The sequence below is a fragment of the Pseudomonas sp. Sample_14 genome (assembly GCF_004307515.1).
In the GTDB taxonomy this organism is placed as follows: Bacteria; Pseudomonadota; Gammaproteobacteria; order Pseudomonadales; family Pseudomonadaceae; genus Aquipseudomonas; species Aquipseudomonas atacamensis.
The window spans coordinates 13,325-36,571 of sequence record NZ_RCOC01000103.1; the positions used below are offsets into that span (position 1 = coordinate 13,325).

The window sequence follows — 23,247 nt, forward strand, 5'->3', positions numbered from 1 at the left end:
GCTCTTCACACCGCAATTGAGGGCAGGGCCAGACCGTTGAGCGATTCGGCACTGCTGGCCTGTTCCGCCATTAACCAATCAACAAATTCCTGAATCAACGCACCCCGACGTTTGCGTTGCGGCAGCACAACGTAATAGCCAAGGCGCGACAGCGTGGTTTCCGCCAGCGGCCGGCACAGCAAACCCTGCACCAGCAAGTTATCCACAAGGTGCCGCCAGCCAATCGCCACGCCTTGTCCGCCAATCGCCGCCTGAATCAGCAAGGTGTAATTGTCGAAGCGCAATTGCCCCGGCGCTGGCGGCGTAGTCAGGCCCAATTGACGAAACAAGCCACTCCAGTCGAACCAGTTGCTGCTGTTTTCGCCGCGCAGATGCAACAGCGGAAATTCCAGCAGTGCCTGCGCGGGCAGCGGCAATGAACGCTCCTTGAGCAGCAGCGGGCTGCACACCGGGAACACCTCTTCGCTGAACAGCCAGTGGCTCTCGCCCTGCTTGAATCGACCATCGCCAAACAGGATCGCCACGTCGATGTCGGTGCGCAGCATGTTGTGGTTGCGCTCGCTGGTGACCAGGCTGACATCGATGTGCGGATTGGCCTCGTGAAAGCGGTGCAGGCGCGGCATCAGCCAATAAGCGGCGAAAGCGAAATCCGTGGCCACTTGCAGCACTTCATGTTGCTGCTGAGTGCTGATTGCGCTCAATCCTGCGTAGATATTCTGCAAACCGAGGGTAACTTGCTCGAACAGCAGGGCACCAACCTCTGTCAACTCGATACCCCGGTAAATCCGGTCGAACAGGCGCGTACCGAGCTGCTGTTCCAGACGTTTCATTTGCTGGCTGATCGCCGGCTGCGTAGTGCCAAGCTCCACCGCAGCAGCGGTAAAACTGCGATGGCGGGCCGCCGCTTCAAAAGCGCGCAGCAGATCGAGGGAAAGGTCACCGAGGGCGTCATACATAAGCTGTACTTATCCTAGTCATTGTCGGGCGCGGGCTTTACCGGAACAGGCATGGAATCCATGCTCGATCGCAGCACTCTCGCATAAATATTCAACATGGAATGCCGCGATCCCATGAAGCGCAAGAACATTCTTTTCATCATGGCCGATCAAATGGCCGCGCCAATGTTGCCGTTCTACGGCCCATCGCCGATCAAACTGCCGAATCTGTCCCGCCTCGCCGCCCAAGGCGTGGTGTTCGATGCTGCCTATTGCAACAGCCCGCTGTGCGCGCCGTCGCGCTTCACCCTGGTCAGTGGCCAGTTGCCGAGCAAGATCGGCGCCTACGACAACGCGGCCGATTTCCCCGCCGACATTCCAACTTACGCGCATTACCTGCGGCGTCTCGGCTACCGCACCGCGCTGTCGGGCAAGATGCATTTCTGCGGGCCGGACCAGTTGCACGGTTATGAAGAACGCCTGACCAGCGACATCTACCCGGCCGATTACGGCTGGGCGGTGAACTGGGACGAGCCGAACGTAAGGCCGAGCTGGTATCACAACATGTCTTCGGTATTGCAGGCCGGGCCGTGCGTGCGCACCAATCAGCTGGATTTCGACGAAGAGGTGGTGTTCAAGGCGCAGCAGTATCTGTTCGATCACATCCGCGAGGATGGCGACCAGCCATTCTGCCTGACCGTGTCGATGACCCACCCGCACGATCCGTACACGATTCCCAAGGCTTTCTGGGATCTGTATGACGATGCTGATATTCCGTTGCCTACAGCCTTGAACCAGGACGAACTCGATCCGCACTCGCAACGTCTGCTCAAGGTTTACGACCTGTGGGACAAGCCGCTGCCTGTGGATAAGATCCGCGATGCCCGTCGCGCCTACTTCGGTGCTTGCAGCTATATCGATGCCAATGTCGGCAAACTGCTGCAAACCCTCGAGGAAACCGGGTTGCTCGATGACACCATCATCGTCTTCTCCGGTGACCACGGCGACATGCTCGGTGAGAAAGGCCTCTGGTACAAAATGCACTGGTTCGAGATGGCCGCGCGGGTGCCGCTGCTGATCAGCGCACCGGGACAATTCGAGGCCGGCCGGGTCAGTGCCGCCGTATCCACCGCCGACCTGCTGCCGACCTTCGTGGATCTGGCCGGTGGCACGCTTGAGCCCGGCTTGCCACTGGACGGTCGTTCGTTGCTGCCGCACCTGCAAGGGCAGGGCGGGCATGACGAGGTGTTCGGCGAATACATGGCCGAAGGCACTGTCAGCCCGCTGATGATGATCCGCCGCGGCGCCTACAAATTTATCTACAGCGAAAGCGACCCGTGCCTACTCTTCGATGTGGATAACGATCCGCGCGAAGAAGAGGAACTGAGCCAATCGCCGCAACATCGTCAGCTGTTCGAAGACTTTCTCGCGGAAGCGCGGGCCAAGTGGGACATTCCGTCGATCCATCGGGACGTACTGGCCAGCCAGCGCCGACGCCGTTTCGTCGCCGATGCGTTAACCATCGGCAAGCTGAAGAGCTGGGATCACCAGCCGCTGGTCGATGCCAGTCAGCAGTACATGCGCAACCACATCGACCTTGATGATCTGGAGCGCAAGGCCCGTTATCCACAACCCTGCCAAAACCAATAACGTTAAGGGGAAGTCCATGCGCAAGTTATCCACAGCTGTCACTGTTGGCCTGATCGCATTGAGCAGCACCTCGGCCTTCGCCGAGCAAAGTTGCGAAACCGTGAAGATGGCCGATCCGGGCTGGAGCGACATCGCCGCGACCAATGCCATCACCGGATTTCTGCTCGACGGCATGGGCTACAAGGCCAAAGTCGACACCCTCGCGGTGCCGATCACCTTTGGCGGCTTGAAGGATGGCCAGGTGGACGTGTTCCTCGGCAACTGGATGCCGGCGCAGCAGGGCTTCTATGACAAGTTCGTCGCCACCGGTGATGTGACGCAATTGGCGAAAAACCTCGAAGGCACCGAATTCACCCTTGCCGTCCCCGACTATGTCTGGGAGGCGGGTGTGCATGATTTTGCCGACCTGAACAAATTCGCCGACAAGTTCGACAAGAAAATCTACGGCATCGGATCAGGCGCGCCGGCGAACATTTCGCTGCAGGAAATCATCAAGAAGAACGACTTCAACATGGGCCAGTGGAAGCTGATCGAGTCCAGCGAACAGGCGATGCTCGCCGAAGTGTCGCGGGCGGTGAAGAAACAGAAATTCGTCACCTTCCTCGGCTGGACCCCGCACCCGATGAACGTGCAGCTGAAAATGCGTTACCTCAAGGGCGGCGAAAAATACTTCGGCGACACTGGCAACGTTTTCACCCTGACCCGTAAGGGCTACGCCGAGGCCTGCCCGAATGTGGGCAAGTTGCTGACCAATCTGTCGTTCACTCAGGACATGGAGAACAGCATCATGGCCGAGGTGGTGAACAAGAAGGTCAGCAATGCCGAAGCGGCGAAGGCGTGGATCAAAGCCAATCCGGCGGTGCTGGACAAGTGGCTGGATGGCGTGAAGACCGTGGATGGCAAGGATGCGTTGGTGGCGGTGAAGGCCAAGCTTTGATCTCAGGGTTGCTGGAATAGCGTTCGGCTGGAGATTTTTGCCCCCTCACCCCAGCCCTCTCCCCCAAGGGGGCGAGGGGGAAAGGGAGCCGATCGCTGTTGAATCAAGACCTGCGTTCAACGCCGAAATCGCAGGTCGGTGAATCTTCAACAAACAGCTCGGTCAGTCCCCTCTCCCTCAGGGAGAGGGCTAGGGTGAGGGCTTTTACACCTGACACCCTGATAACCTTGAACAAAACCCCAACCGCGAGGACCCATGGCCTTACCCAGCCGCCATTCACTTTTTCCTTTCCTGAGCTGGTTGCCACGGCAATCCCGTGCCAGCGTCGGGCGGGACCTGATCGTCGGCCTCAGCGGTGCGATACTCGCCTTACCCCAGTCGATTGCCTACGCACTGATTGCCGGGCTGCCACCGGAATACGGGCTGTATGCGGCGATCATCCCGGTGTTGATCGCGTGCCTGTGGGGTTCGTCATGGCATCTGATCTGCGGCCCGACGGCGGCGATTTCCATCGTGCTGTACGCCAGCGTCAGCCCGCTCGCCGTGCCTGCGTCCGAGGACTACATCACCCTGATCCTGCTGCTGACGTTCCTCGCCGGGATTTTCCAGTGGTTGCTCGGCTTGCTGCGCTTTGGCGCACTGGTGAATTTCGTTTCGCATTCGGTAGTGCTCGGCTTCACCCTCGGTGCCGCCGTGGTGATCGCCATCGGGCAATTGCCCAATCTGCTCGGGCTGGATTTGCCGGCCAACACCACAGCGCTCGCCAGCCTGATGGATCTGCTGCGACATCTGGGGGCTGTGGATAAGCCTTCACTGATGCTCGGCGTCGCCACGGTAATCGTCGGCGTGGCCCTGAAAAAGCTTCTGCCGCGCTGGCCGACGCTGTTGCTCACGCTGGTGCTGGCCAGTCTGCTGGTGTGGATCTGGCCGGCGATGTTCGGTCATGTGCATCTGGTCAGCGCTTTCGTCGGACGCCTGCCGCCGCTGAGCGCCTTGCCGCTGGATCTGGAGGTGATCCTGCGCCTGCTGCCAAGCGCGGTGGCGGTGGGCATGCTCGGGCTGGTCACCAGTCTGTCGATCGCCCGTTCGATATCGGCGCGCTCGCAACAGTTGCTCGACGCCAATCAGGAAGTCCGCGCACAGGGTCTGTCGAACATCGTCGGTGCGTTCTTTTCCGGGTCGCTGTCCGCCGGATCGTTTACTCGCTCGGGATTGAGTTATGAGGCGGGTGCCTGCTCGCCGCTGGCCGGGGTATTTTCGGCGCTCTGGGTGGCGCTGTTCGCGGTGTTCGGCGCCGGGCTGATCGCGCACATTCCGATCCCGGCCATGGCCGGCAGCATCCTGTTGATTGCCTGGGGTCTGGTCGATCACCGGGGCATTCGCGCTTTGCTGCGAGTCAGCCGTGCCGAGTTCGTGGTCATGGCCCTGACCTGTCTCGCGACCTTGCTGCTGGAATTGCAGACGGCGATTTACGCCGGGGTGCTGGCTTCGTTGTTCTTTTACCTCAAGCGCACCTCGCAACCACGGGTGCAGCATTTGCGCGACGGTGAGGACGATGTGCTGCGTGTGGGCGGTTCGATCTTTTTCGGCGCCAGCCATTACCTGCAAGTACGCCTGCAACGCCTGCATGGCGCGCGGGTGGTAATCGAGGCACAGCAGATCAACTTCATCGATTATTCAGGGGTAGAGATGCTGCATCAGGAAGCGCGACGGCTGCTGGGCCAGGGTCGCAGCCTGACCTTGCGCCGGGCGCGGCCGCCAGTGGTGGAGGAACTGAGGAAGCTGGAGGGGGCGGAGAAGTGCCCGATCAGGTTTGAGGATTGAGCTGACATTGGTGGTGATGCGATTCGCGAGCAGGCTCGCTCCCACATTGATCGCATTTCAATGTGGGAGCAAAAGTTAAAGGGCCAGCTGGCGGCGCAGCTCGGCAAGTACCGGCGCGGTATCCGGGCGTACGCCCCGCCACAGCCAGAATGCCTCGGCGGCCTGTTCGGCAAGCATGCCCAGACCATCCATCGCCAGCGCCGCGCCGTGCTCAGTGGCCCAGCGACAGAACGCGGTCGGTTCCCTGCCGTACATCATGTCGTAGCACAGCGTCTGGCCCGGCTCGATCAGACTTGGCGCGATCGGCGGCACGTCGCCGGTCAGGCTGGCGGAAGTGGCGTTGATGATCACGTCCACCGGCTCGCGCAGCCAGTCGAAACCACTGGCCGACACCGGCCCCAGATCGCCAAACAACTCGGCGAGCAGTTCTGCCTTGTCCACCGTGCGGTTGGCGATGATCACCGAGGCCGGTTTCTCTGCCAGCAACGGCTCCAGCGCACCGCGCACCGCGCCGCCGGCGCCGAGCAAAAGGATGCGCTTGCCGGTCAGGCTGAACCCGGCATTCACCGTCAGATCACGGACCAGGCCGGCGCCATCGGTGTTGTCGCCGAGCAGCGAACCGTCGTCCAGTTTGCTCAAGGTGTTCACCGCACCGGCGCGCTGCGCGCGGGCGGTCAGTCTGTTGGCCAGACGGTAAGCGTCTTCCTTGAACGGCACCGTCACATTGGCGCCGCGCCCTTCGCGAAAGAACGCCGTGGCGCAGCCGGAAAAATCATCCAGCGGCGCCAGCAGCGTGCTGTAATCGAGGCGCTGGCCGGTCTGTTCGGCAAACAACTGGTGAATCATCGGCGACTTGCTGTGGCCGATCGGATTACCGAAAACGACGTAACGATCCATCACCCGTCCTCAGGCCTCGGCCAGCCAGTCGCGATCCTGCAGGAAATAATCGGTCAGGCGCGCTTCTGCGCTGCCCGGCTCGGCCTTCCAGTCATACCCCCAGCGCACTTGCGGCGGCAGCGACATCAGAATCGATTCGGTACGGCCACCCGACTGCAAGCCGAACAGCGTGCCACGGTCGTAAACCAGGTTGAATTCGACGTAGCGGCCACGACGGAATTCCTGGAATTCGCGCTGCTGAGCAGTGAAGGCGTCGTTCTTGCGCCGCTGCACGATCGGCAGGTAGGCCTCGATGTAGGCATCGCCGATGGCGCGCATGAAGGCGAAACTGGTGTCGAAATCCCACTCGTTCAGATCGTCGAAGAACAGACCGCCAATGCCACGTGGCTCATGACGATGCTTGATATGGAAATAGGTGTCGCACCAGGCCTTGTAGCGCGGGTAGACGTCCGCACCGAACGGCGCACAGGCGTGCTCGGCGACGCGGTGCCAGTGGATGCAGTCTTCTTCAACGCCGTAGTACGGGGTCAGGTCGAAACCGCCGCCGAACCACCAGACCGGTTCTTCGCCTTCTTTTTCAGCAATGAAAAAACGCACATTGGCGTGGGAGGTCGGCACATGCGGGTTGTGCGGGTGGATCACCAGCGACACGCCGAGCGCCTCGAAACCACGCCCGGCCAGTTCCGGCCGATGGGCACTGGCCGACGGCGGCAGACCGCTGCCGAACACGTGGGAAAAGTTGACCCCGCCCTTTTCAATCAGCGTGCCGTTTTCCAGCACGCGGGTGCGCCCGCCACCGCCCGCCGGCCGGGTCCAGGCGTCTTCGACGAAGCATTTGCCGCCGTCTTCGGTTTCCAGTGCAGCGCAGATGCGGTCTTGCAGATCGAGCAGATAGGCCTTTACGGCGTCGGTGCGGGTCGTCATGGCTTCACCTTGAATCGGGCGGCGCCCCGGCAGGCGGGCGGCGCAAATGGGCGCGTAGCATACCATCGCAGACCGGCGCGCCGCAGTTGACGAAGATCAAGCAGGGGAGTTGGATAGAGGGCTTAGCAACGACCCAAGGAGAGCAGGCAGATGGCAAAGCGTATCCAGTTCCGCGCCCACGGCGGTCCCGAAGTGCTCGAATATGTTGACTACGAACCCGCTGCGCCCGGGCCGAATCAGGTGCGCGTGGCCAATCAGGCGATCGGCCTGAACTTCATCGACACCTATTACCGCAGCGGCCTCTATGCGCCACCCGCGTTGCCGTCCGGCCTGGGTTCGGAAGGCGCCGGCACGGTCGAAGCGGTGGGCAGCGAAGTCACCCGGTTCAAGGTCGGCGATCGTGTGGCATACGGCAGCGGCCCGCTCGGCGCCTACAGCCAGCTGCATGTTCTGCCGCAGGACAATCTGGTGCACCTGCCCGATGAAATCAGTTTCGAAACTGCCGCCGGCGTCATGCTCAAGGGCCTGACCGTGCAATACCTGCTGCGCCAGACCTACCAACTGCAGGGCGGCGAAACCATTCTGTTCCACGCCGCAGCCGGTGGCGTCGGCTCGCTGGCCTGCCAATGGGCCAAAGCGCTGGGCGTGAAGCTGATCGGCACCGTCAGCTCGAAGCAGAAAGCCGAGCTGGCCAAAGCCAACGGCGCCTGGGCCACCATCGACTACAGCCAAGAAAACGTTGCCGAGCGCGTGCTGGCGCTGACTGACGGCAAGAAAGTCCCGGTGGTGTATGACGGCGTCGGCAAGGACACTTGGCTCACGTCTCTGGACAGCGTGGCACCACGTGGCCTGGTCGTGAGCTTCGGCAATGCTTCCGGCGCGGTCGATGGCGTCAATCTGGGCATTCTCGCCGCCAAGGGCTCGTTGTACGTCACCCGGCCTACGCTGGCGACCTACGCCAACAACGCCGAGAACCTGCAACGCATGGCCGACGAGCTGTTCGAGATGATCATCAGCGGCAAGCTGAAGGTCGACATCAGCCAGCGCCATGCACTGGCGGATGCGGCAAAAGCACAAACCGAACTGTCGGCACGGCGCACGACCGGTTCCACAATTCTGCTGCCATAAAGCCTCAAGTTGATACTCGGCGAACTCCTCCATGAGTTCGCCGAGTATCTTTCAGCTATATCAAGTACATCTTGCGGTGAAGTTTCTTCGCCGCAGGCCTACGACCGGCAAACTTCCTGCGCAACTTCTTCGATTCATATACGAGCCATTTCTCAGCCCACTCTTCAATCACTGGCGGATCAATACTGACGGTTAAAAACATCACGATACTCCGGCTGATGCGCGTTCATGTTCACAGGCTGATCCAGGGCCATCAGGATTTGCCGCCATTCGGCGGATAACAGCCAATAATCGCCCCGGGCACGCTGCTCGATATGCATTGCCTGCGAAGCGATCGGTGTCAGGCCGAAGCGCTGATACAGTTGCCGCTGTGGCGATCTGCACAAGGCCGTCACCCCGTGATATCCGCGATCGATCGCCCATTCCGCAGCGGTGGCAAGCAGACCATTGACCGACACCGGCCGGTGCTGCTGGGAATGGGTGATCAGACGGCTGAACTCGACGTGGCGCGCCAATGCCACAGTGGGAGACACATGATGCTGCGCCAGTGAAGCCCATTCGAAGGGCGCCGGAGTTGCCCGCAGCACCGCAATAAGCTGATCACGCTGATACAACAGAAAGTGCGTGCTGCGTGAGGTGATCGCCAGTCGAGTTTCCAGCGCCCGGGCTCTGGAGGTGAGCATGTAATGCTGCAATCGCAGGCGAAACTGTCGATTGATGAAGCGTTCAAATTCCCCGGCATCCGATCCTGCCTCAACAATGGCCACACGATAGTCGGCCTGTTGATTCTTGAGTGTCTCCTGAAAGCCCTGCAGATAATCCTTGAGGTGTAAATCGGTAATATCCATTACTTCTCCGCAGCCATTAATATTTCGAAGTTGCTTCAAGCACATTGAAAGAATGGATGCTTTTGGAAATCTCGCCACTGCACGCGTTCTGAGAATCACGTGGGAAAACTTACAGATATTTCAGACTCAAAGATTCGTCTGACGCATGAAAGAACAATGGCAACGGATAAGTTTTGAACGAATGCAGGAATAAAGTGCGGGCATGCGCAGAACTCCTCGTCGACGCCGAGGAGTCCGCAAAAAAATAAAAAGAATGGCGTCAGTCAGGACGAACGACGCTACCGGTGGCCAGGTCGCGGATCACGCTGGGATTCTTGCGCCCGCCAAGGCTGCCGCCCAGCACCAGATCGACCTGACCACGGAAATACTGCTCGATGCGCAAACGCGTGCGCGCCGGCGGTCGCCCCTGTGGGTTGGCCGATGTGGAAATCAATGGCCCGACCAGCGAGCACAGGTCGCGCACCTGGGGGTGATCGCTGACCCGCAGCGCCACGGTGTCATGCACGCCTGTGACCCATTCCGGCAACAGGTTCTGGTGCGGCACCAGCCAGGTGTTCGGCCCCGGCCAGGTACTGGCCATGCGGTCGATCCAGTCCTGCGGGAAGTCCTCGAAGAGGAAATCGAACTGGCGGATGTTGTCGGCGACCAGGATCAGCCCTTTGCTCACCGAGCGATTCTTGATCGCCAGCAAGCGGTCCACCGCGTCTTCATTCCACGGGTCGCAACCCAGCCCCCAGACGGCTTCGGTTGGATAGGCAATCACCGCGCCGGCGCGAACTTCACGCGCGGCTTGTTGCACACGCCAACTGTTGACCATGAAAAAACTCTCCACAAACAGGTTTCGCGCAGTTTACCGATCTTCCTCGTAAAACCTAGCTCGACCGCGCCAGCCAGCGACCGTTTTCGCATACCGCACGGCCTTCGATTTCCAGCTCGGTCAACGTTGCCAGCACCTTCGGCAACGCCCAGCCACAACTCGCGGCCAAGGCCTCGCTGGTGTGCGGCGCCGCGTGCAGCAGCGCCAGCAACGGGTGATCGGCCTGCACCGCCGCTGTGGATAGCAACGGCTGCTGCCAGCCGCGCAGGGCTTCGAGGATGTGTTCGATAGTCTCCACCAGCACCGCCCCGTCGCGAATCAATTGGTGACAACCGCGCGCGCCGGGGTGATGGATCGAGCCCGGAATGGCATAAACCTCGCGACCCTGTTCGGCTGCCAGCCGCGCGGTGATCAACGAACCGCTGGCAACACTGGCCTCGACCACCAGCACGCCGAGGGACAACCCGCTGATGATGCGGTTGCGCCGGGGGAAGTTGCTCGGGCTCGGCCCGGCGTCCAACGGAAACTCGGAAAGCACCGCGCTGCCCGAGGCAATCATCGCCTCGGCCAGGCGTTTATTGCGTTGTGGATAAAAATTTTCCAGCCCCGTGCCGAGCACACCCACGGTCAAGCCGCCAACATCCAGAGCAGCCTGGTGGGCAGCGGCATCGATGCCCAGCGCCAGACCACTGTTGATGACAAAACCGGCCCCGGCCAGACTGCGGGAAAACGCCGCCGCCGTGTCCATGCCCGGGCGCGAAGCGCGGCGGCTGCCGACCATCGCCAGTTGCGGCTTTTCCAGAATCGACGGATCGCCGGCGACGAATAACAGCGGCGGTGGATCGGCAATTTGCGCCAGCAACGCTGGATAATCCGCTTGGTCCCACATCAATAAATGTTGGTCGGAGTGCTCTAGCCAGCGCATTGCGTGGCTGGCGCCGTCGCGCACCGCTGGACAACGCCGTGCTTCGGCGCAGGCCGCCGGCAACCCCAGTGAGCGCCAGGCACTGGCCGGTGCGCTGAGGGCTTTCGACGCCGAGCCGAAGGCTTCGAGCAATTTGGCAAAACGCTTGGGGCCGATATCCGGCATGCGGTGCAGGCGCAGACGCGCCTCCAGTTCCGCCGGGGAAATGGCCGTACTGACAGACAACATGAATGGATCATCCTTGACCGTTCTATGCTCCGAACCATTCGGAACAAGCTGTGGATAACTCTGTTGGTAACTTGTTAAGCAAGCTTACGGATTTCGCACCTTGTCGAGCACCGCCAGCGAACGTGAAGCATTGAGGACCAGGCCGTAACTGAGTTTGTCGTAGGTGCGGAACACCATCAGCAGGCCGGCGCGTTCATCGGGAATTTTCAGCGGCTGGCCGGTGATCCGGTCGCGCACGGTTTCGCCGGTTTTCATCACCGCCAGAACATTGCCTTCGGCCAGACCGTCACGCTTGCCTTTGTTCAGGGTAACCACGTCCATTACACCGATCTGCGTTACGCCGCGTGGCACGTCAATGATCAGCCCGTCGATGGAACGCTTCGGCGCGCTGGGCATGAACGTTGAATTGATCGAACGTTCTTCACCGCCGAACAAGCGGTCACCGAGGCGCACTTCCTGGGTGGTGCGTTGCAAGGCGAGGGTGGCGACGTCGCCTTCGGTGGCAACAATCTCGCCGCCGCCGATATCGTCGGCGTTGATGCCGAGGAATTCCTTGGTCTGCGGGTCGGTGTAGACCTTGCCCTGACGGAAGATGCCGTACACCGGCTGCTCCGGATCGAAATGGCCACGGGCGAAGATGCGGTCACCGGTACCGCTGAGCACCCGTTCGGCATCGCCGGCGACGATGTACGGCGCCTTGTCGAATTCTTCGGCCTTGTCGACGATACGGTTGCTCAGCAAAAAGCTGTTGATCGATTTCAGCGGAATGCTCGGAATTGCCTCGGCCACCGGGCTGGTGCGAATCCGTGGCGAGAGCTTGATGGTGCCGCGCGACTCGCCACGATGGACGGTCAGTTGCGGCTGGCCGTTGACGTAGCTGAGGGTCAGCGTGTCGCCGGGATAGATCAGGTTGGGGTTTTCGATCTGCGGGTTGGCCCGCCACAGTTGTGGCCATTGCCAGGGCTCGCGCAGGTATTTGCCGGAGATATCCCAGAGCGTGTCCCCGGAAACCACCGTGTATTGCTGTGGAAAACCATCCCTGAGTTGCACTTGCCCTTGCGCGGCGCCGGCCGAAGCCAGGAGCAGCAGGGCGAGTAGTGTTTTCCTCATGCAGTGAATCCCTTTATCATGTGCATTCGCGTGAATCGTCAGAGCCCCCGTGGCTCGCTTCTGTTTTTCAGAAGCTACGCTTCACAACGGTAGCCTGCATCTTCGGACCCGCCAGGCCATCGACCCGACTTTACTCAACGTGTGCAGCAATCGAAGCCTATGGCCATTTTAAACATCCTCGAATTTCCGGACCCGCGTCTGCGCACTATCGCCAAACCAGTGGCTGTAGTGGACGACGAAGTGCGTCAGTTGGTCGACGACATGTTTGAAACAATGTATGAAGCGCCGGGCATCGGCCTCGCCGCGACCCAGGTCAACGTGCACAAACGTATCGTCGTGATGGACCTGTCCGAAGACCGCACCGAGCCACGGGTGTTCATCAACCCCGAGTTCGAACCGCTGACCGACGAGATGGACCAGTATCAGGAAGGCTGCCTCTCGGTACCGGGCTTCTACGAAAACGTCGACCGCCCGCAAAAGGTCAAAATCAAGGCGCTGGACCGCGACGGCAAGCCCTATGAGCTGATCGCCGAAGGCCTGCTCGCGGTGTGCATCCAGCACGAATGCGACCACCTCAACGGCAAATTGTTCGTCGATTACCTGTCCACACTCAAACGCGACCGGATCAAGAAGAAGCTGGAAAAGCTGCACCGCCAGAACGCTTGATGCCCCTCTTCAAAGGCTTGCTGCGGCAAGCCTTTTTCTTTTTATGAGACGCCTTTCATGACTGAGCCACTGCGCATTGTTTTTGCCGGTACCCCGGAATTCGCCGCCGAACACCTCAAGGCCCTGCTGAGCAGCCCGTACGAGATCGTCGCGGTCTACACCCAGCCGGATCGCCCGGCCGGCCGTGGGCAAAAACTGATGCCGAGCCCGGTCAAACAACTGGCCCTGGAAAATAATATCCAGGTATTGCAGCCGCCGACCTTGCGCAATGCCGAGGCTCAGGCAGAGCTGGCCGCGCTGAAGCCGGATCTGATGGTGGTGGTCGCCTACGGTCTGATCCTGCCGCAAGCGGTGCTGGATATTCCGCGTCTGGGTTGCATCAACAGCCATGCGTCGTTGCTGCCGCGCTGGCGCGGTGCGGCGCCGATCCAGCGCGCGGTCGAACACGGCGATGCCGAAAGCGGTGTAACGGTGATGCGCATGGAGGCCGGGCTGGATACCGGGCCGATGTTGCTCAAGGTCGTCACGCCGATCAGCGCTGAAGATACCGGCGGTACCCTGCATGATCGCCTCGCCGAGATGGGGCCGCCCGCCGTTGTGCAGGCGATTGCCGGTCTGGCTGCCGGCACCCTGCAAGGCGAAGTGCAGAATGACGAACTCGCCACCTACGCACACAAACTCAACAAAGACGAAGCGCGCATCGACTGGCGCCGTCCGGCGGTGGAGCTGGAACGTCTGGTCCGCGCCTTCAATCCATGGCCGATCACCCACAGCACGCTCAATGGCGAAGCGTTGAAAGTGCTGGCCGCGACCGTGGCCGACGGCACTGGCGCTCCGGGTGAAATCCTCAGCGCCAGCAAGGACGGCCTGATTGTCGCCTGCGGTGCACAAGCGCTGTGTCTGACCCGCCTGCAATTGCCCGGCGGCAAGGCGCTGAACTTCAGCGACCTGTTCAACAGCCGCCGCGAGAAATTCGCCGTCGGCAGCGTCCTCGGCGCAGCGGTGGATGCGCAATGAACCCGCGTCTGGCCGCCGCCAAGGCTCTCGCTGCCGTACTCAGCGGCAAGGCTTCGCTGAACAGCTCCCTGCCGACGCAACTGGACAAGGTCGAGGATCGCGATCGCGGTTTCACTCAGGATCTGGCCTTCGGCACTGCACGCTGGCAGCCACGTCTGTCGGCACTGGCGGAAAAACTCCTGCAGAAACCGTTCAAGGCCGCCGACGCTGATGTCGAGGCGTTGCTGCTGGTTGGTCTGTACCAATTGCTCTACACCCGCGTGCCGGCCCACGCCGCCATCGGCGAAACCGTCGGTTGTGCCGACAAGCTGAAAAAGCCTTGGGCCAAAGGTCTGCTCAACGCGGTGCTGCGCAATGCCCAGCGCGAAAGCGAGACGATCTTCGCCGAACTGGAACGCGACCCGGTGGTGCGCACGGCTCACCCGCGCTGGCTGCAAAAATCCCTGAAAGCCTTCTGGCCGCAACAGTGGGAAGCCATCTGCGCAGCGAACAACGCGCATCCGCCAATGATCCTGCGGGTCAACCGCCGTCATCACGGCCGTGATGCTTATCTTGCGTTGCTGGGCGAAGCCGGAATCGCCGCGACGCCGTGCGTTTACAGCCGCGACGGCATCGTCCTTGAAACCGCCGCCGATGTGCGCAGCCTGCCGGGTTTCGCCGAAGGCTGGATCAGCGTGCAGGACGAAGCCGCGCAACTGGCCGCCGACCTGCTCGATCTGGCGCCGGGCCAGCGGGTGCTCGACGCCTGCTGCGCCCCTGGCGGCAAGACCTGCCACATCCTCGAAGCCGAACCGGCGTTGGCCGGGGTGGTGGCGGTGGATCTGGAGGCCAAGCGTCTGGTGCGCGTAAAGGAAAACCTCGAGCGCCTCGGCCTCGACGCTGAACTGATCGCCGCCGACGGTCGCGATATCGACAAATGGTGGGACGGCAAACCGTTCCAGCGCATCCTCCTCGACGCGCCATGCTCGGCCACCGGGGTGATCCGCCGCCATCCGGACATCAAACTGACCCGCCAGCCCGACGACATCGTCGCGCTCGCGCAACTTCAAGGCGAACTGCTCGACGCCATGTGGAAAACCCTCGAAGTCGGCGGCATCCTGCTCTACGCCACGTGCTCGACGCTGCCGACCGAGAACACCGAAGTCATCGCCGCGTTCCTCGAGCGCACCCCCGGCGCGCGGGAACTGGATCTGGCCACCGCGGCCGGTATCAAGCAGCCCCATGGTCGCCAGTTGCTGGCCCAAGAGGGCGGGCATGACGGGTTCTACTACGCCAAGCTGATCAAGATCGCCGCCGCGCGCGGCTAAACGGATTCATGGAGTGACTGGATGAAAATCATCATCCTCGGTGCGGGACAGGTCGGCGGTTCGCTGGCCGAACATCTGGCCAGCGAGGCCAACGACATCACTGTGGTCGACACCGATGGCGAGCGCCTGCGCGACCTCGGCGACCGCCTCGACATCCGCACCGTGCAGGGCCGGGGCTCACTGCCGTCGGTGCTGCGCCAGGCCGGTGCCGACGACGCCGACATGCTGGTCGCGGTGACCAACAGCGACGAGACCAACATGGTCGCCTGCCAAGTCGCGCACACGCTGTTCCACACGCCGACCAAAATCGCCCGGGTGCGCGAAGCGTCGTACCTCAATCGCGAGGAACAACTGTTCCAGAACGAAGCGATTCCGGTCGACGTGCTGATCAGCCCCGAGCAGGTCGTGACCAATTACATCAAGCGCCTGATCCAGCACCCCGGCGCCTTGCAGGTGATCGACTTCGCCGAAGGCGCGGCGCAACTGGTGGCGGTGCGCGCCTATTACGGCGGGCCGCTGGTGGGCCAGCAACTGCGCCAGTTGCGTGAGCACATGCCGAACGTCGAAACCCGCGTCGCGGCGATCTTCCGCCGTGACCGGCCGATCCTGCCCCAGGGCGACACGGTGATCGAGGCCGATGACGAAGTGTTCTTCATCGCCGCTCGCGAGGACATTCGCGCGGTGATGAGCGAAATGCGCCGCCTCGACGAAACCTACAAACGCATCGTCATCGCCGGTGGCGGGCAGATCGGCGAGCGCCTGGCCGAGGCCATCGAAAGCCGTTATCAGGTGAAGATCATCGAGATGAGCCCGGCGCGCTGCCGCTACCTCTCCGACACCCTCGACAGCACCGTGGTCTTGCAGGGCAGTGCCTCGGACCGCGATCTGCTGCTGGAAGAGAACATCGCCGACGCCGATATCTTCCTCGCCCTGACCAACGATGACGAAGCCAACATCATGTCGTCGCTGCTGGCCAAACGGCTGGGGGCGAAGAAGGTCATGACGATCATCAACAACCCGGCCTACGTCGACCTGATCCAGGGCGGCGACATCGACATCGCCATCAGCCCGCAACTGGCAACCATCGGCACCTTGCTCGCCCATGTGCGCCGCGGCGATATCGTCAGCGTGCACTCACTGCGACGCGGCGCGGCGGAAGCGATCGAGGCGATTGCCCACGGTGATGCGAAATCCAGCAAGGTCATCGGCAAGCCGATCGAGAAGATCGGCCTGCCGCCCGGCACCACCATCGGCGCGGTGATCCGCAATGAGAAAGTGATCATCGCCCACGACGACACGGTGATCGAAGCGGGCGACCACGTGATTCTGTTCCTTGTGGATAAAAAGCATATTCGCGATGTGGAGAAGCTGTTTCATGTGGGGTTGAGCTTTTTCTGAGGTTGATCGTTCCCACGCTCCGCGTGGGAATGCAGCCCGGGACGCTCTGCGCCCCATAAGCGGACGCAGAGCGTCCATTGAGGCATTCCCACGCGGAGCGTGGGAACGATCACTCAAACGAGGTTGCAAAAAATGCTCGAATCCCTGGAAAAAATGCTCGCCAAGGGTGTGGATAACGCTCTGCTGCGCTTCGGTCTGGGCAAGGGTTATCTGGACTTGGGTGAAAACTCCAAGGCTGCCGAGCATTTTCAGCGTTGTGTCGCATTCGATCCGAAATACTCGGCGGCGTGGAAGCTGCTGGGCAAGGCGCAGCTGGCGCAAGGCAATCACGCCGCTGCGCGTCAGGCCTGGGAACAGGGCCTGGAAGCGGCCCGCGCCCACGGTGACAAACAGGCCGAGAAGGAGATGACGGTATTCCTGAAAAAGCTCGAGCGGCAGGCGCCTTGAGCTACCGATTGAGCAAGGCGAGCCCGTCTGCATCAACCGTCACCCCATCGAAGTTGCTCAGTACCAGCGCGCCTCGCCCGGCGGACGCTTCTTGAAGCGTTTCATGCTCCACATGTACTGGCTCGGATACGCCGCGACGTAACGCTCGACCACTTTGCTCATGGCTGCGCAGGACTCGGCGGTATCGGTGCTGTACATCGCTTCTGGCGCGGCTTCGAGAATGACTTTGTAGCCCGAGCCGTCAGGCAGGCGCAGGGCATGCAGGAACACACCGACCGCTTTGCCGCCGGCCAACATGTTCGGCACGAATTTGCTGGTCAGCGCCTGAGTGGCGAAGAACGGCACGAAAATCCCGGCGGATTCGGCCGGTTCCGGGTCGGCGGGAATGCCCACGGCACCGCCCTTACGCACTTCCTTGATGACGCTGAGAATGCCTTCCTTTGTCGATGCTGCGACCTTGTTGCCCAGCTGCACGCGCTGTTTGCGCAGCAATTCATCCACTGCCTTGAGCTTCGGCGGACGGTAGAAAATGATCGGTTTGCACTGGCTGCAATAGAAGTGGTTGAGCACTTCCCAGTTGCCGAGGTGGCTGGTGATGCCGACCACGCCTTTGCCCGAGGCCAGCGCGTCTTTCAACACATCAAGGCCTTCGACTTCACGGACCAGATCGATCGAGCGCTGCGCCGGCCAGATCCACGCGCAGGCGCTTTCGGTCAGCGACTTGCCGATGTCCTTCAGACTCTGCCCGACCAGGCGCTCACGTTCGGCCGCATCCATCTGTGGAAAACACTTGGACAGGTTGATCCGCACCACGTCGCGGGAACGGTTGGGGGTTTTCCACATGATCCAGCCGATCGCCGAACCCACGGCCTGCACGGCTCGCCATGGCAGCAGGGCAAACAGCCGCAGAGCGCCTACCAGCAAGGCGCCTTTAAACTTTTCCACAGGTCACTCCTGATCTTTGTGCTGTGCGCGAGGCGGGCATTCTAACCGGCGTTGGCGAGCTGCGCGTAGCGGTCGCAATCCTGGGTGTGGTCCATGACCATGCCCGAGGCCTGCATCAGCGCGTAGCAAATGGTCGGACCGACGAAGGTGAATCCGGCTTTTTTCAGCGCTTTGCTCATTGCCAGCGCTTCGGGGGTGATCGCCGGGACTTCGCTGCGATCCTTGAAATGATTGATGATCGGTTGGTCGCCCACGAACGACCAGAGCAATGCCACCGGATCCTCCAGCGCCAGCCACGCCTGGGCATTGCGCCGCGCGGCGTTGAGTTTCAGGCGATTGCGGATGATGCCCGGGTCGAGCATCAGCTCGTCGATTTCGGCATCGCTCATCTGCGCCACGCGCTGCACATCGAAGCCGAACAGCACCTCGCGATAGCGCTCACGTTTGCGCAACACAGTGATCCACGACAGCCCGGCCTGGAACCCTTCGAGCAAAAGCAACTCGAACAAACCCTGCGCATCGCGTAGCGGCGTGCCCCACTCCTGGTCGTGATAAGCCATGTACAGCGGATCTTCGGTACACCAAAAGCAGCGTGGCATAAGGCTCCAGGGGGCGTGCGCAGCAACGAATCGGGTATACTCCCGCTCTTTAAATCGCAGCCCAAGAAACAGGTGAATTTCGTGAGCCAGCCTACGCCAGCCGTGCGTACCTTCCAAGACTTGATCCTCGCGCTCCAGCAATACTGGGCCGAGCAAGGTTGTGTGGTACTTCAGCCCTACGATATGGAAGTAGGCGCCGGCACTTTCCACACCGCGACCTTCCTGCGCGCCATCGGCCCGGAAACCTGGAACGCCGCGTACGTGCAGCCAAGCCGCCGTCCGACTGACGGCCGTTACGGCGAAAACCCGAACCGTCTGCAGCACTACTACCAGTTCCAGGTAGTCCTGAAGCCGAACCCGGACAACTTCCAGGAACTGTACCTGGGCTCGCTCAAGCATGTCGGCCTCGACCCGCTGGTACACGACATCCGCTTCGTCGAAGACAACTGGGAATCGCCGACCCTCGGCGCCTGGGGTCTGGGCTGGGAAGTCTGGCTCAATGGCATGGAAGTCACCCAGTTCACCTACTTCCAGCAAGCGGGCGGCATCGAGTGCTACCCGGTGACCGGCGAGATCACCTACGGTCTCGAGCGTCTGGCGATGTACCTGCAAGGCGTCGATTCGGTCTACGACCTGGTCTGGGCTGACGGCCCGTTCGGTAAAGTCACCTATGGCGATGTGTTCCACCAGAACGAAGTGGAGCAGTCCACCTACAACTTCGAACACGCCAACGTCGACAAACTGTTCGAGTTGTTCGACTTCTATGAAAGCGAAGCCAAGCGCCTGATCGAACTCGACCAGCCGCTGCCGTTGCCGAGCTACGAAATGGTGCTGAAGGCGTCGCACACCTTCAACCTGCTGGATGCGCGCCGGGCGATCTCGGTGACCGCGCGTCAGCAATACATTCTGCGCGTACGCACCCTGGCGCGTTCCGTTGCGCAAGCCTACCTGCTGGCCCGCGCCAAGCTGGGCTTCCCGATGGCGACCCCGGACCTGCGTGACGAAGTACTGGCCAAGCTGGAGGCTGCACAATGAGTGCGCAAGATTTTCTGGTTGAACTGGGCACCGAAGAACTGCCACCCAAAGCCCTGAACACTTTGGCTGATGCGTTCCTCGCCGGTATCGACAAGGGCCTGCAAGCCGCCGGCCTGAGCTACGAAAGCAAAACCGTTTATGCCGCGCCACGTCGTCTGGCCGTGCTGATCACTGCGCTGGCCACTCAGCAGCCGGATCGCAGCATCAACCTCGATGGCCCGCCACGTCAGGCCGCGTTCGACGCTGATGGCAATCCGACTCAGGCCGCCCTGGGCTTCGCCAAGAAGTGCGGCGTCGAGCTGAGCGAAATCGACCAGAGCGGTCCGAAACTGCGCTACAGCCAGAACATCGCCGGCAAGCCGACTGCGAGCCTGCTGCCGACCATCGTCGAAGATTCGCTGAACGACCTGCCGATTCCGAAACGCATGCGTTGGGGTGCGCGCAAGGAAGAGTTCGTGCGTCCGACCCAGTGGCTGGTGATGCTGCTCGGTGATCAGGTCATCGACTGCACGATCCTCGCGCAGAAGGCTGGCCGTGAATCTCGTGGTCACCGTTTCCACCATCCGCAAGCCGTACGCATCGGTTCGCCGTCGAGCTACCTCGCCGACCTGCGTGCCGCTTATGTATTGGCCGATGCCAACGAGCGTCGCGAGATCATCAGCAAGCGCACCGAAGAGCTGGCCACCCGTCAGGAAGGCACGGCGATCGTTCCGCCGGCATTGCTTGACGAAGTGACCGCGCTGGTCGAATGGCCGGTGCCGCTGGTGTGCTCGTTCGAGGAACGCTTCCTCGACGTGCCGCAGGAAGCGCTGATCACCACCATGCAGGACAACCAGAAGTACTTCTGCCTGCTGGATGCCGACGGCAAGTTGCTGCCACGTTTCATTACCGTGGCCAACATCGAAAGCAAAGACCCGCAGCAGATCATCGCCGGTAACGAGAAAGTGGTTCGCCCACGCCTGACCGACGCCGAGTTCTTCTTCAAGCAGGACAAGAAGCAGAAACTTGAAGACTTCAACCTGCGCCTGCAGAACGTGGTGTTCCAGGAAAAACTCGGCAGCGTCTACGACAAGGCCGAGCGCGTATCGAAACTGGCCGCGTACATCGCCGCACGCATCGGCGGCAACGCCTCGTGGGCTGCCCGTGCGGGCCTGCTGTCGAAGTGCGACCTGGCCACCGAAATGGTCGGCGAGTTCCCGGAGATGCAAGGTGTCGCCGGTTACTACTACGCCCTCAATGACGGCGAGCCACAGGATGTCGCGCTGGCACTGAACGAGCAGTACATGCCACGCGGTGCCGGGGCTGAATTGCCGGCGACCCTGACCGGTGCAGCTGTCGCCATCGCCGACAAGCTCGACACTCTGGTCGGCATCTTCGGTATCGGCATGCTGCCAACCGGCAGCAAAGACCCTTATGCCCTGCGCCGTGCAGCACTGGGCGTGCTGCGGATCCTGATCGAGAAACAACTGGATCTGGACCTGAACGACGCCGTGGCTTTCGCGGTGACTGCGTTAGGCGGCAAGGTCAAGGCTGCCGGTCTCAACGAAGCCGTGCTGGAATTCATCTTCGACCGCCTGCGTGCGCGTTATGAAGACGAAGGCGTCGACGTCGCCACCTACCTGTCGGTACGTGCACTGAAGCCGGGTTCGGCGCTGGACTTCGACCAGCGTGTGCAGGCGGTGCAGGCCTTCCGCAAACTGCCTGAAGCGGCAGCGCTGGCGGCGGTGAACAAGCGTGTGTCGAACCTGTTGAGCAAGGTCGAAGGCTCGGTGCCAACCGTGGTCGAGGCCAAGTATTTCGACAACGCCAACGAGTTCTCGCTGTATTCGGCAATCCAGCAAGCGGATCAAGCGGTGCAGCCAATGGCCGCGGCGCGTCAGTACAACGAATCGCTGGCACGCCTGGCGGCACTGCGCGAGCCGGTCGATGCGTTCTTCGACGCGGTGATGGTCAATGCCGACGATGCCAATGTGCGGGCCAACCGTTACGCGCTGCTGGCGCGTCTGCGTGGCCTGTTCCTCGGTGTTGCCGACATTTCGCTGCTGGGTTGAGGGATTGCTGTTGAAACTGCTGATTCTTGATCGTGACGGCGTGATCAATTACGACTCCGATGCCTACATCAAGTCGGTGGAGGAGTGGATTCCGCTGCCCGGTTCGATCGAAGCGATTGCGCAGTTGAGCAAGGCCGGCTGGACGGTGGCGGTGGCCACCAACCAGTCGGGCATTGCTCGCGGCTATTACGACCTCGCCACCCTCGAGGCCATGCACGCGCGCCTGCGCGAGCTGGTCGCGGAGCAGGGCGGCGAAGTCGGTTTGATCGTGTATTGCCCGCATGGCCCGGACGAAGGCTGCGATTGCCGCAAACCGAAACCGGGAATGCTGAAAACCATTGCCGAGCATTACACGGCGCCGTTGACCAACGTCTGGTTCGTCGGCGACAGCCTTGGTGACCTGGAGGCCGCCAAAGCCGTCGATTCACAGCCAGTTTTGGTGAAGACCGGGAAAGGCGAAAAGACTCAGGGCAAAACCCTGCCGGTTGGCACTCTGATTTTTGACGATCTGGCGGCGATTGCCGCAGAACTTATCCACAACTAGAGTACTTCTGAATTTCCTGGCCAGGGATTGCTCGGGAGTGCGCTTGAACAGTCGGGCATTGCCCCGTAACGGTAACCGTCGCCATGTCGATACTGCGGGCCTTCAGAATCTTTCTTTTCTACCTGCTGCTGGGCACAACAGCGTTGCTGTGGTGCAGCCTGAGCTTTTTCATCGCGCCGTTTCTGTCCTTCAAGGCGCGCTATCGTTTCATCAACGTGTACTGGTGCCGTTGCGCCCTGTGGCTGACCAAGGTTTTCCTCGGCATCCGCTACGAAATCAAAGGCGCGGAGAACGTGCCAGACCGGCCCTGCGTGATTCAATCGAACCACCAGAGCACATGGGAGACGTTCTTTCTCTCCGCTTATTTCTCGCCATTGAGCCAAGTGCTCAAGCGCGAATTGCTTTACGTGCCGTTCTTCGGCTGGGCCATGGCCATGCTGCGCCCGATCGCCATCGACCGCGATAACCCGAAGGCCGCGCTCAAACAAGTCGCGGCCAAAGGCGACGAGCTGCTCAAGGACAACGTCTGGGTGCTGATCTTCCCCGAAGGCACACGAGTCCCCTACGGCACTGTCGGAAAATTCTCTCGCAGTGGCAGCGCATTGGCTGTGAATGCGGCGCTTCCGGTGCTGCCGATTGCACACAATGCCGGCAAATTCTGGCCAAAAATCGGCTGGGGCAAACAGGCTGGAGTGATCACCGTGGTCATTGGCGAACCGATGTATGCCGAAGGCAGCGGGCCGCGCGCCATCGCTGATCTGAATGACCGTGTGCAGGCGTGGAACGAGAAGACCCAGCGCGAAATGGGCTCGCTGCCACCGGCGCCACAGGCACCGGCCGCGAGTGATCAACTGGCTGTCTGAATTTTGTGGATAACCTGTGTACGCTTTTGCTTCAAAAGACCGTGATCGTTTTGTAACTTATTGATTTTCATCGATATTTTTAAATCGATAAGTTGAACGAAATCCGTGCATAAGTTTTATTCGGATGTAAAAAAACCGGTCGTTATAGCCGG

22 protein-coding genes are annotated in these 23,247 nt (G+C 61.2%); 13 read left to right on the top strand and 9 right to left on the bottom strand.

What is annotated here, in order from left to right; translation table 11 throughout:
• Nucleotides 1–5: 5 nt before the first annotated feature.
• Nucleotides 6–956 carry a LysR family transcriptional regulator gene (locus D8U61_RS26485; RefSeq protein WP_130927975.1) on the bottom strand — a complete coding sequence of 317 codons (951 nt, stop codon included), beginning with the start codon at nt 954–956 and terminating at the stop codon, nt 6–8.
• A gap of 114 nt (nt 957–1,070) precedes the next feature.
• On the opposite strand from D8U61_RS26485, the gene betC reads away from it, so the two are divergent.
• The 3 genes from betC to D8U61_RS26500 all read left to right on the top strand — a co-directional run bounded on the left by betC (nt 1,071) and on the right by D8U61_RS26500 (nt 5,346).
• Nucleotides 1,071–2,585 (top strand): choline-sulfatase, encoded by a 1,515-nt coding sequence (betC, locus tag D8U61_RS26490; protein ID WP_130927976.1) that lies wholly within the window; start codon nt 1,071–1,073, stop codon nt 2,583–2,585.
• A gap of 16 nt (nt 2,586–2,601) precedes the next feature.
• Nucleotides 2,602–3,522 (top strand): choline ABC transporter substrate-binding protein, encoded by a 921-nt coding sequence (choX, locus tag D8U61_RS26495; RefSeq protein ID WP_125927323.1) that lies wholly within the window; start codon nt 2,602–2,604, stop codon nt 3,520–3,522.
• A gap of 255 nt (nt 3,523–3,777) precedes the next feature.
• Nucleotides 3,778–5,346 carry a SulP family inorganic anion transporter gene (locus D8U61_RS26500; RefSeq protein WP_130927977.1) on the top strand — a complete coding sequence of 523 codons (1,569 nt, stop codon included), beginning with the start codon at nt 3,778–3,780 and terminating at the stop codon, nt 5,344–5,346.
• A 75-nt stretch (nt 5,347–5,421) separates the two neighbouring features.
• On the opposite strand, the gene aroE is transcribed toward D8U61_RS26500, so the two are convergent.
• Nucleotides 5,422–6,243 (bottom strand): shikimate dehydrogenase, encoded by an 822-nt coding sequence (aroE, locus tag D8U61_RS26505; protein WP_130927978.1) that lies wholly within the window; start codon nt 6,241–6,243, stop codon nt 5,422–5,424.
• A 9-nt stretch (nt 6,244–6,252) separates the two neighbouring features.
• A complete protein-coding gene (hemF, locus tag D8U61_RS26510) occupies nt 6,253–7,167 on the bottom strand; it encodes an oxygen-dependent coproporphyrinogen oxidase (RefSeq protein WP_130927979.1) in 915 nt (304 codons plus the stop codon).
• 150 nt (nt 7,168–7,317) lie between these two features.
• On the opposite strand from hemF, the gene D8U61_RS26515 reads away from it, so the two are divergent.
• Complete coding sequence (locus D8U61_RS26515; RefSeq protein ID WP_130927980.1) at nt 7,318–8,295, top strand: quinone oxidoreductase; 978 nt, start codon at nt 7,318–7,320, stop codon at nt 8,293–8,295.
• Nucleotides 8,296–8,474: 179 nt separating this feature from the next.
• Here D8U61_RS26515 and D8U61_RS26520 read toward each other — a convergent pair whose 3' ends face one another.
• From D8U61_RS26520 to D8U61_RS26535, 4 genes are all read right to left on the bottom strand, one after another.
• Nucleotides 8,475–9,143: a hypothetical protein gene (locus tag D8U61_RS26520; protein WP_016772374.1), complete on the bottom strand. Its 669-nt coding sequence runs from the start codon at nt 9,141–9,143 to the stop codon at nt 8,475–8,477.
• A gap of 259 nt (nt 9,144–9,402) precedes the next feature.
• Complete coding sequence (locus D8U61_RS26525; protein WP_016772375.1) at nt 9,403–9,960, bottom strand: L-threonylcarbamoyladenylate synthase; 558 nt, start codon at nt 9,958–9,960, stop codon at nt 9,403–9,405.
• A gap of 55 nt (nt 9,961–10,015) precedes the next feature.
• On the bottom strand, nt 10,016–11,113 hold the full coding sequence (gene dprA, locus D8U61_RS26530; RefSeq protein WP_130927981.1) for a DNA-processing protein DprA: 1,098 nt from the start codon (nt 11,111–11,113) through the stop codon (nt 10,016–10,018).
• A gap of 84 nt (nt 11,114–11,197) precedes the next feature.
• Nucleotides 11,198–12,223, bottom strand: a complete 1,026-nt coding sequence (locus tag D8U61_RS26535; RefSeq protein WP_122880245.1) for a LysM domain-containing protein — start codon at nt 12,221–12,223, stop codon at nt 11,198–11,200.
• Between the two features lie 159 nt (nt 12,224–12,382).
• On the opposite strand from D8U61_RS26535, the gene def reads away from it, so the two are divergent.
• The 5 genes from def to D8U61_RS26565 all read left to right on the top strand — a co-directional run bounded on the left by def (nt 12,383) and on the right by D8U61_RS26565 (nt 17,058).
• Nucleotides 12,383–12,889: a peptide deformylase gene (gene def / locus D8U61_RS26540; RefSeq protein ID WP_016772378.1), complete on the top strand. Its 507-nt coding sequence runs from the start codon at nt 12,383–12,385 to the stop codon at nt 12,887–12,889.
• A 57-nt stretch (nt 12,890–12,946) separates the two neighbouring features.
• Entirely contained in the window at nt 12,947–13,906 is a 960-nt protein-coding gene (gene fmt, locus D8U61_RS26545; protein WP_130927982.1) for a methionyl-tRNA formyltransferase, read from the top strand.
• Nucleotides 13,903–15,213: a 16S rRNA (cytosine(967)-C(5))-methyltransferase RsmB gene (gene rsmB, locus D8U61_RS26550; protein ID WP_130927983.1), complete on the top strand. Its 1,311-nt coding sequence runs from the start codon at nt 13,903–13,905 to the stop codon at nt 15,211–15,213. The genes fmt and rsmB overlap by 4 nt, the downstream gene beginning before the upstream one ends.
• 21 nt (nt 15,214–15,234) lie before the next feature.
• A complete protein-coding gene (gene trkA / locus D8U61_RS26555) occupies nt 15,235–16,611 on the top strand; it encodes a Trk system potassium transporter TrkA (protein ID WP_016772381.1) in 1,377 nt (458 codons plus the stop codon).
• Between the two features lie 132 nt (nt 16,612–16,743).
• Entirely contained in the window at nt 16,744–17,058 is a 315-nt protein-coding gene (locus D8U61_RS26565) for a tetratricopeptide repeat protein (protein ID WP_130927984.1), read from the top strand.
• Between the two features lie 57 nt (nt 17,059–17,115).
• Here D8U61_RS26565 and D8U61_RS26570 read toward each other — a convergent pair whose 3' ends face one another.
• Nucleotides 17,116–18,003, bottom strand: coding sequence for a lysophospholipid acyltransferase (locus D8U61_RS26570; RefSeq protein WP_039757181.1), 888 nt, complete (start codon nt 18,001–18,003; stop codon nt 17,116–17,118).
• Between the two features lie 41 nt (nt 18,004–18,044).
• On the bottom strand, nt 18,045–18,602 hold the full coding sequence (locus D8U61_RS26575; protein WP_024014954.1) for a DNA-3-methyladenine glycosylase I: 558 nt from the start codon (nt 18,600–18,602) through the stop codon (nt 18,045–18,047).
• Nucleotides 18,603–18,683: 81 nt separating this feature from the next.
• Here D8U61_RS26575 and glyQ point away from each other — a divergent pair, with 81 nt between their 5' ends.
• The 4 genes from glyQ to D8U61_RS26595 all read left to right on the top strand — a co-directional run bounded on the left by glyQ (nt 18,684) and on the right by D8U61_RS26595 (nt 23,095).
• Nucleotides 18,684–19,637 carry a glycine--tRNA ligase subunit alpha gene (glyQ, locus tag D8U61_RS26580; protein ID WP_003187265.1) on the top strand — a complete coding sequence of 318 codons (954 nt, stop codon included), beginning with the start codon at nt 18,684–18,686 and terminating at the stop codon, nt 19,635–19,637.
• Complete coding sequence (glyS, locus tag D8U61_RS26585; protein ID WP_130927985.1) at nt 19,634–21,688, top strand: glycine--tRNA ligase subunit beta; 2,055 nt, start codon at nt 19,634–19,636, stop codon at nt 21,686–21,688. The genes glyQ and glyS overlap by 4 nt, the downstream gene beginning before the upstream one ends.
• A 4-nt stretch (nt 21,689–21,692) precedes the next feature.
• Nucleotides 21,693–22,232, top strand: coding sequence for a D-glycero-beta-D-manno-heptose 1,7-bisphosphate 7-phosphatase (gene gmhB / locus D8U61_RS26590; RefSeq protein ID WP_177318475.1), 540 nt, complete (start codon nt 21,693–21,695; stop codon nt 22,230–22,232).
• Nucleotides 22,233–22,315: 83 nt separating this feature from the next.
• Complete coding sequence (locus D8U61_RS26595) at nt 22,316–23,095, top strand: lysophospholipid acyltransferase family protein (protein ID WP_130927986.1); 780 nt, start codon at nt 22,316–22,318, stop codon at nt 23,093–23,095.
• Nucleotides 23,096–23,247: the final 152 nt, after the last annotated feature.

Excerpts from the sequence above, each read along its gene's own strand:
- D8U61_RS26485 (WP_130927975.1), bottom strand. The coding sequence starts at position 956 with ATGTATGACGCCCTCGGTGACCTTTCCCTCGATCTGCTGCGCGCTTTT.
- betC (WP_130927976.1), top strand. The coding sequence starts at position 1,071 with ATGAAGCGCAAGAACATTCTTTTCATCATGGCCGATCAAATGGCCGCG.
- choX (WP_125927323.1), top strand. The coding sequence starts at position 2,602 with ATGCGCAAGTTATCCACAGCTGTCACTGTTGGCCTGATCGCATTGAGC.
- D8U61_RS26500 (WP_130927977.1), top strand. The coding sequence starts at position 3,778 with ATGGCCTTACCCAGCCGCCATTCACTTTTTCCTTTCCTGAGCTGGTTG.
- aroE (WP_130927978.1), bottom strand. The coding sequence starts at position 6,243 with ATGGATCGTTACGTCGTTTTCGGTAATCCGATCGGCCACAGCAAGTCG.
- hemF (WP_130927979.1), bottom strand. The coding sequence starts at position 7,167 with ATGACGACCCGCACCGACGCCGTAAAGGCCTATCTGCTCGATCTGCAA.
- D8U61_RS26515 (WP_130927980.1), top strand. The coding sequence starts at position 7,318 with ATGGCAAAGCGTATCCAGTTCCGCGCCCACGGCGGTCCCGAAGTGCTC.
- D8U61_RS26520 (WP_016772374.1), bottom strand. The coding sequence starts at position 9,143 with ATGGATATTACCGATTTACACCTCAAGGATTATCTGCAGGGCTTTCAG.
- D8U61_RS26525 (WP_016772375.1), bottom strand. The coding sequence starts at position 9,960 with ATGGTCAACAGTTGGCGTGTGCAACAAGCCGCGCGTGAAGTTCGCGCC.
- dprA (WP_130927981.1), bottom strand. The coding sequence starts at position 11,113 with ATGTTGTCTGTCAGTACGGCCATTTCCCCGGCGGAACTGGAGGCGCGT.
- D8U61_RS26535 (WP_122880245.1), bottom strand. The coding sequence starts at position 12,223 with ATGAGGAAAACACTACTCGCCCTGCTGCTCCTGGCTTCGGCCGGCGCC.
- def (WP_016772378.1), top strand. The coding sequence starts at position 12,383 with ATGGCCATTTTAAACATCCTCGAATTTCCGGACCCGCGTCTGCGCACT.
- fmt (WP_130927982.1), top strand. The coding sequence starts at position 12,947 with ATGACTGAGCCACTGCGCATTGTTTTTGCCGGTACCCCGGAATTCGCC.
- rsmB (WP_130927983.1), top strand. The coding sequence starts at position 13,903 with ATGAACCCGCGTCTGGCCGCCGCCAAGGCTCTCGCTGCCGTACTCAGC.
- trkA (WP_016772381.1), top strand. The coding sequence starts at position 15,235 with ATGAAAATCATCATCCTCGGTGCGGGACAGGTCGGCGGTTCGCTGGCC.
- D8U61_RS26565 (WP_130927984.1), top strand. The coding sequence starts at position 16,744 with ATGCTCGAATCCCTGGAAAAAATGCTCGCCAAGGGTGTGGATAACGCT.
- D8U61_RS26575 (WP_024014954.1), bottom strand. The coding sequence starts at position 18,602 with ATGCCACGCTGCTTTTGGTGTACCGAAGATCCGCTGTACATGGCTTAT.
- glyS (WP_130927985.1), top strand. The coding sequence starts at position 19,634 with ATGAGTGCGCAAGATTTTCTGGTTGAACTGGGCACCGAAGAACTGCCA.
- D8U61_RS26595 (WP_130927986.1), top strand. The coding sequence starts at position 22,316 with ATGTCGATACTGCGGGCCTTCAGAATCTTTCTTTTCTACCTGCTGCTG.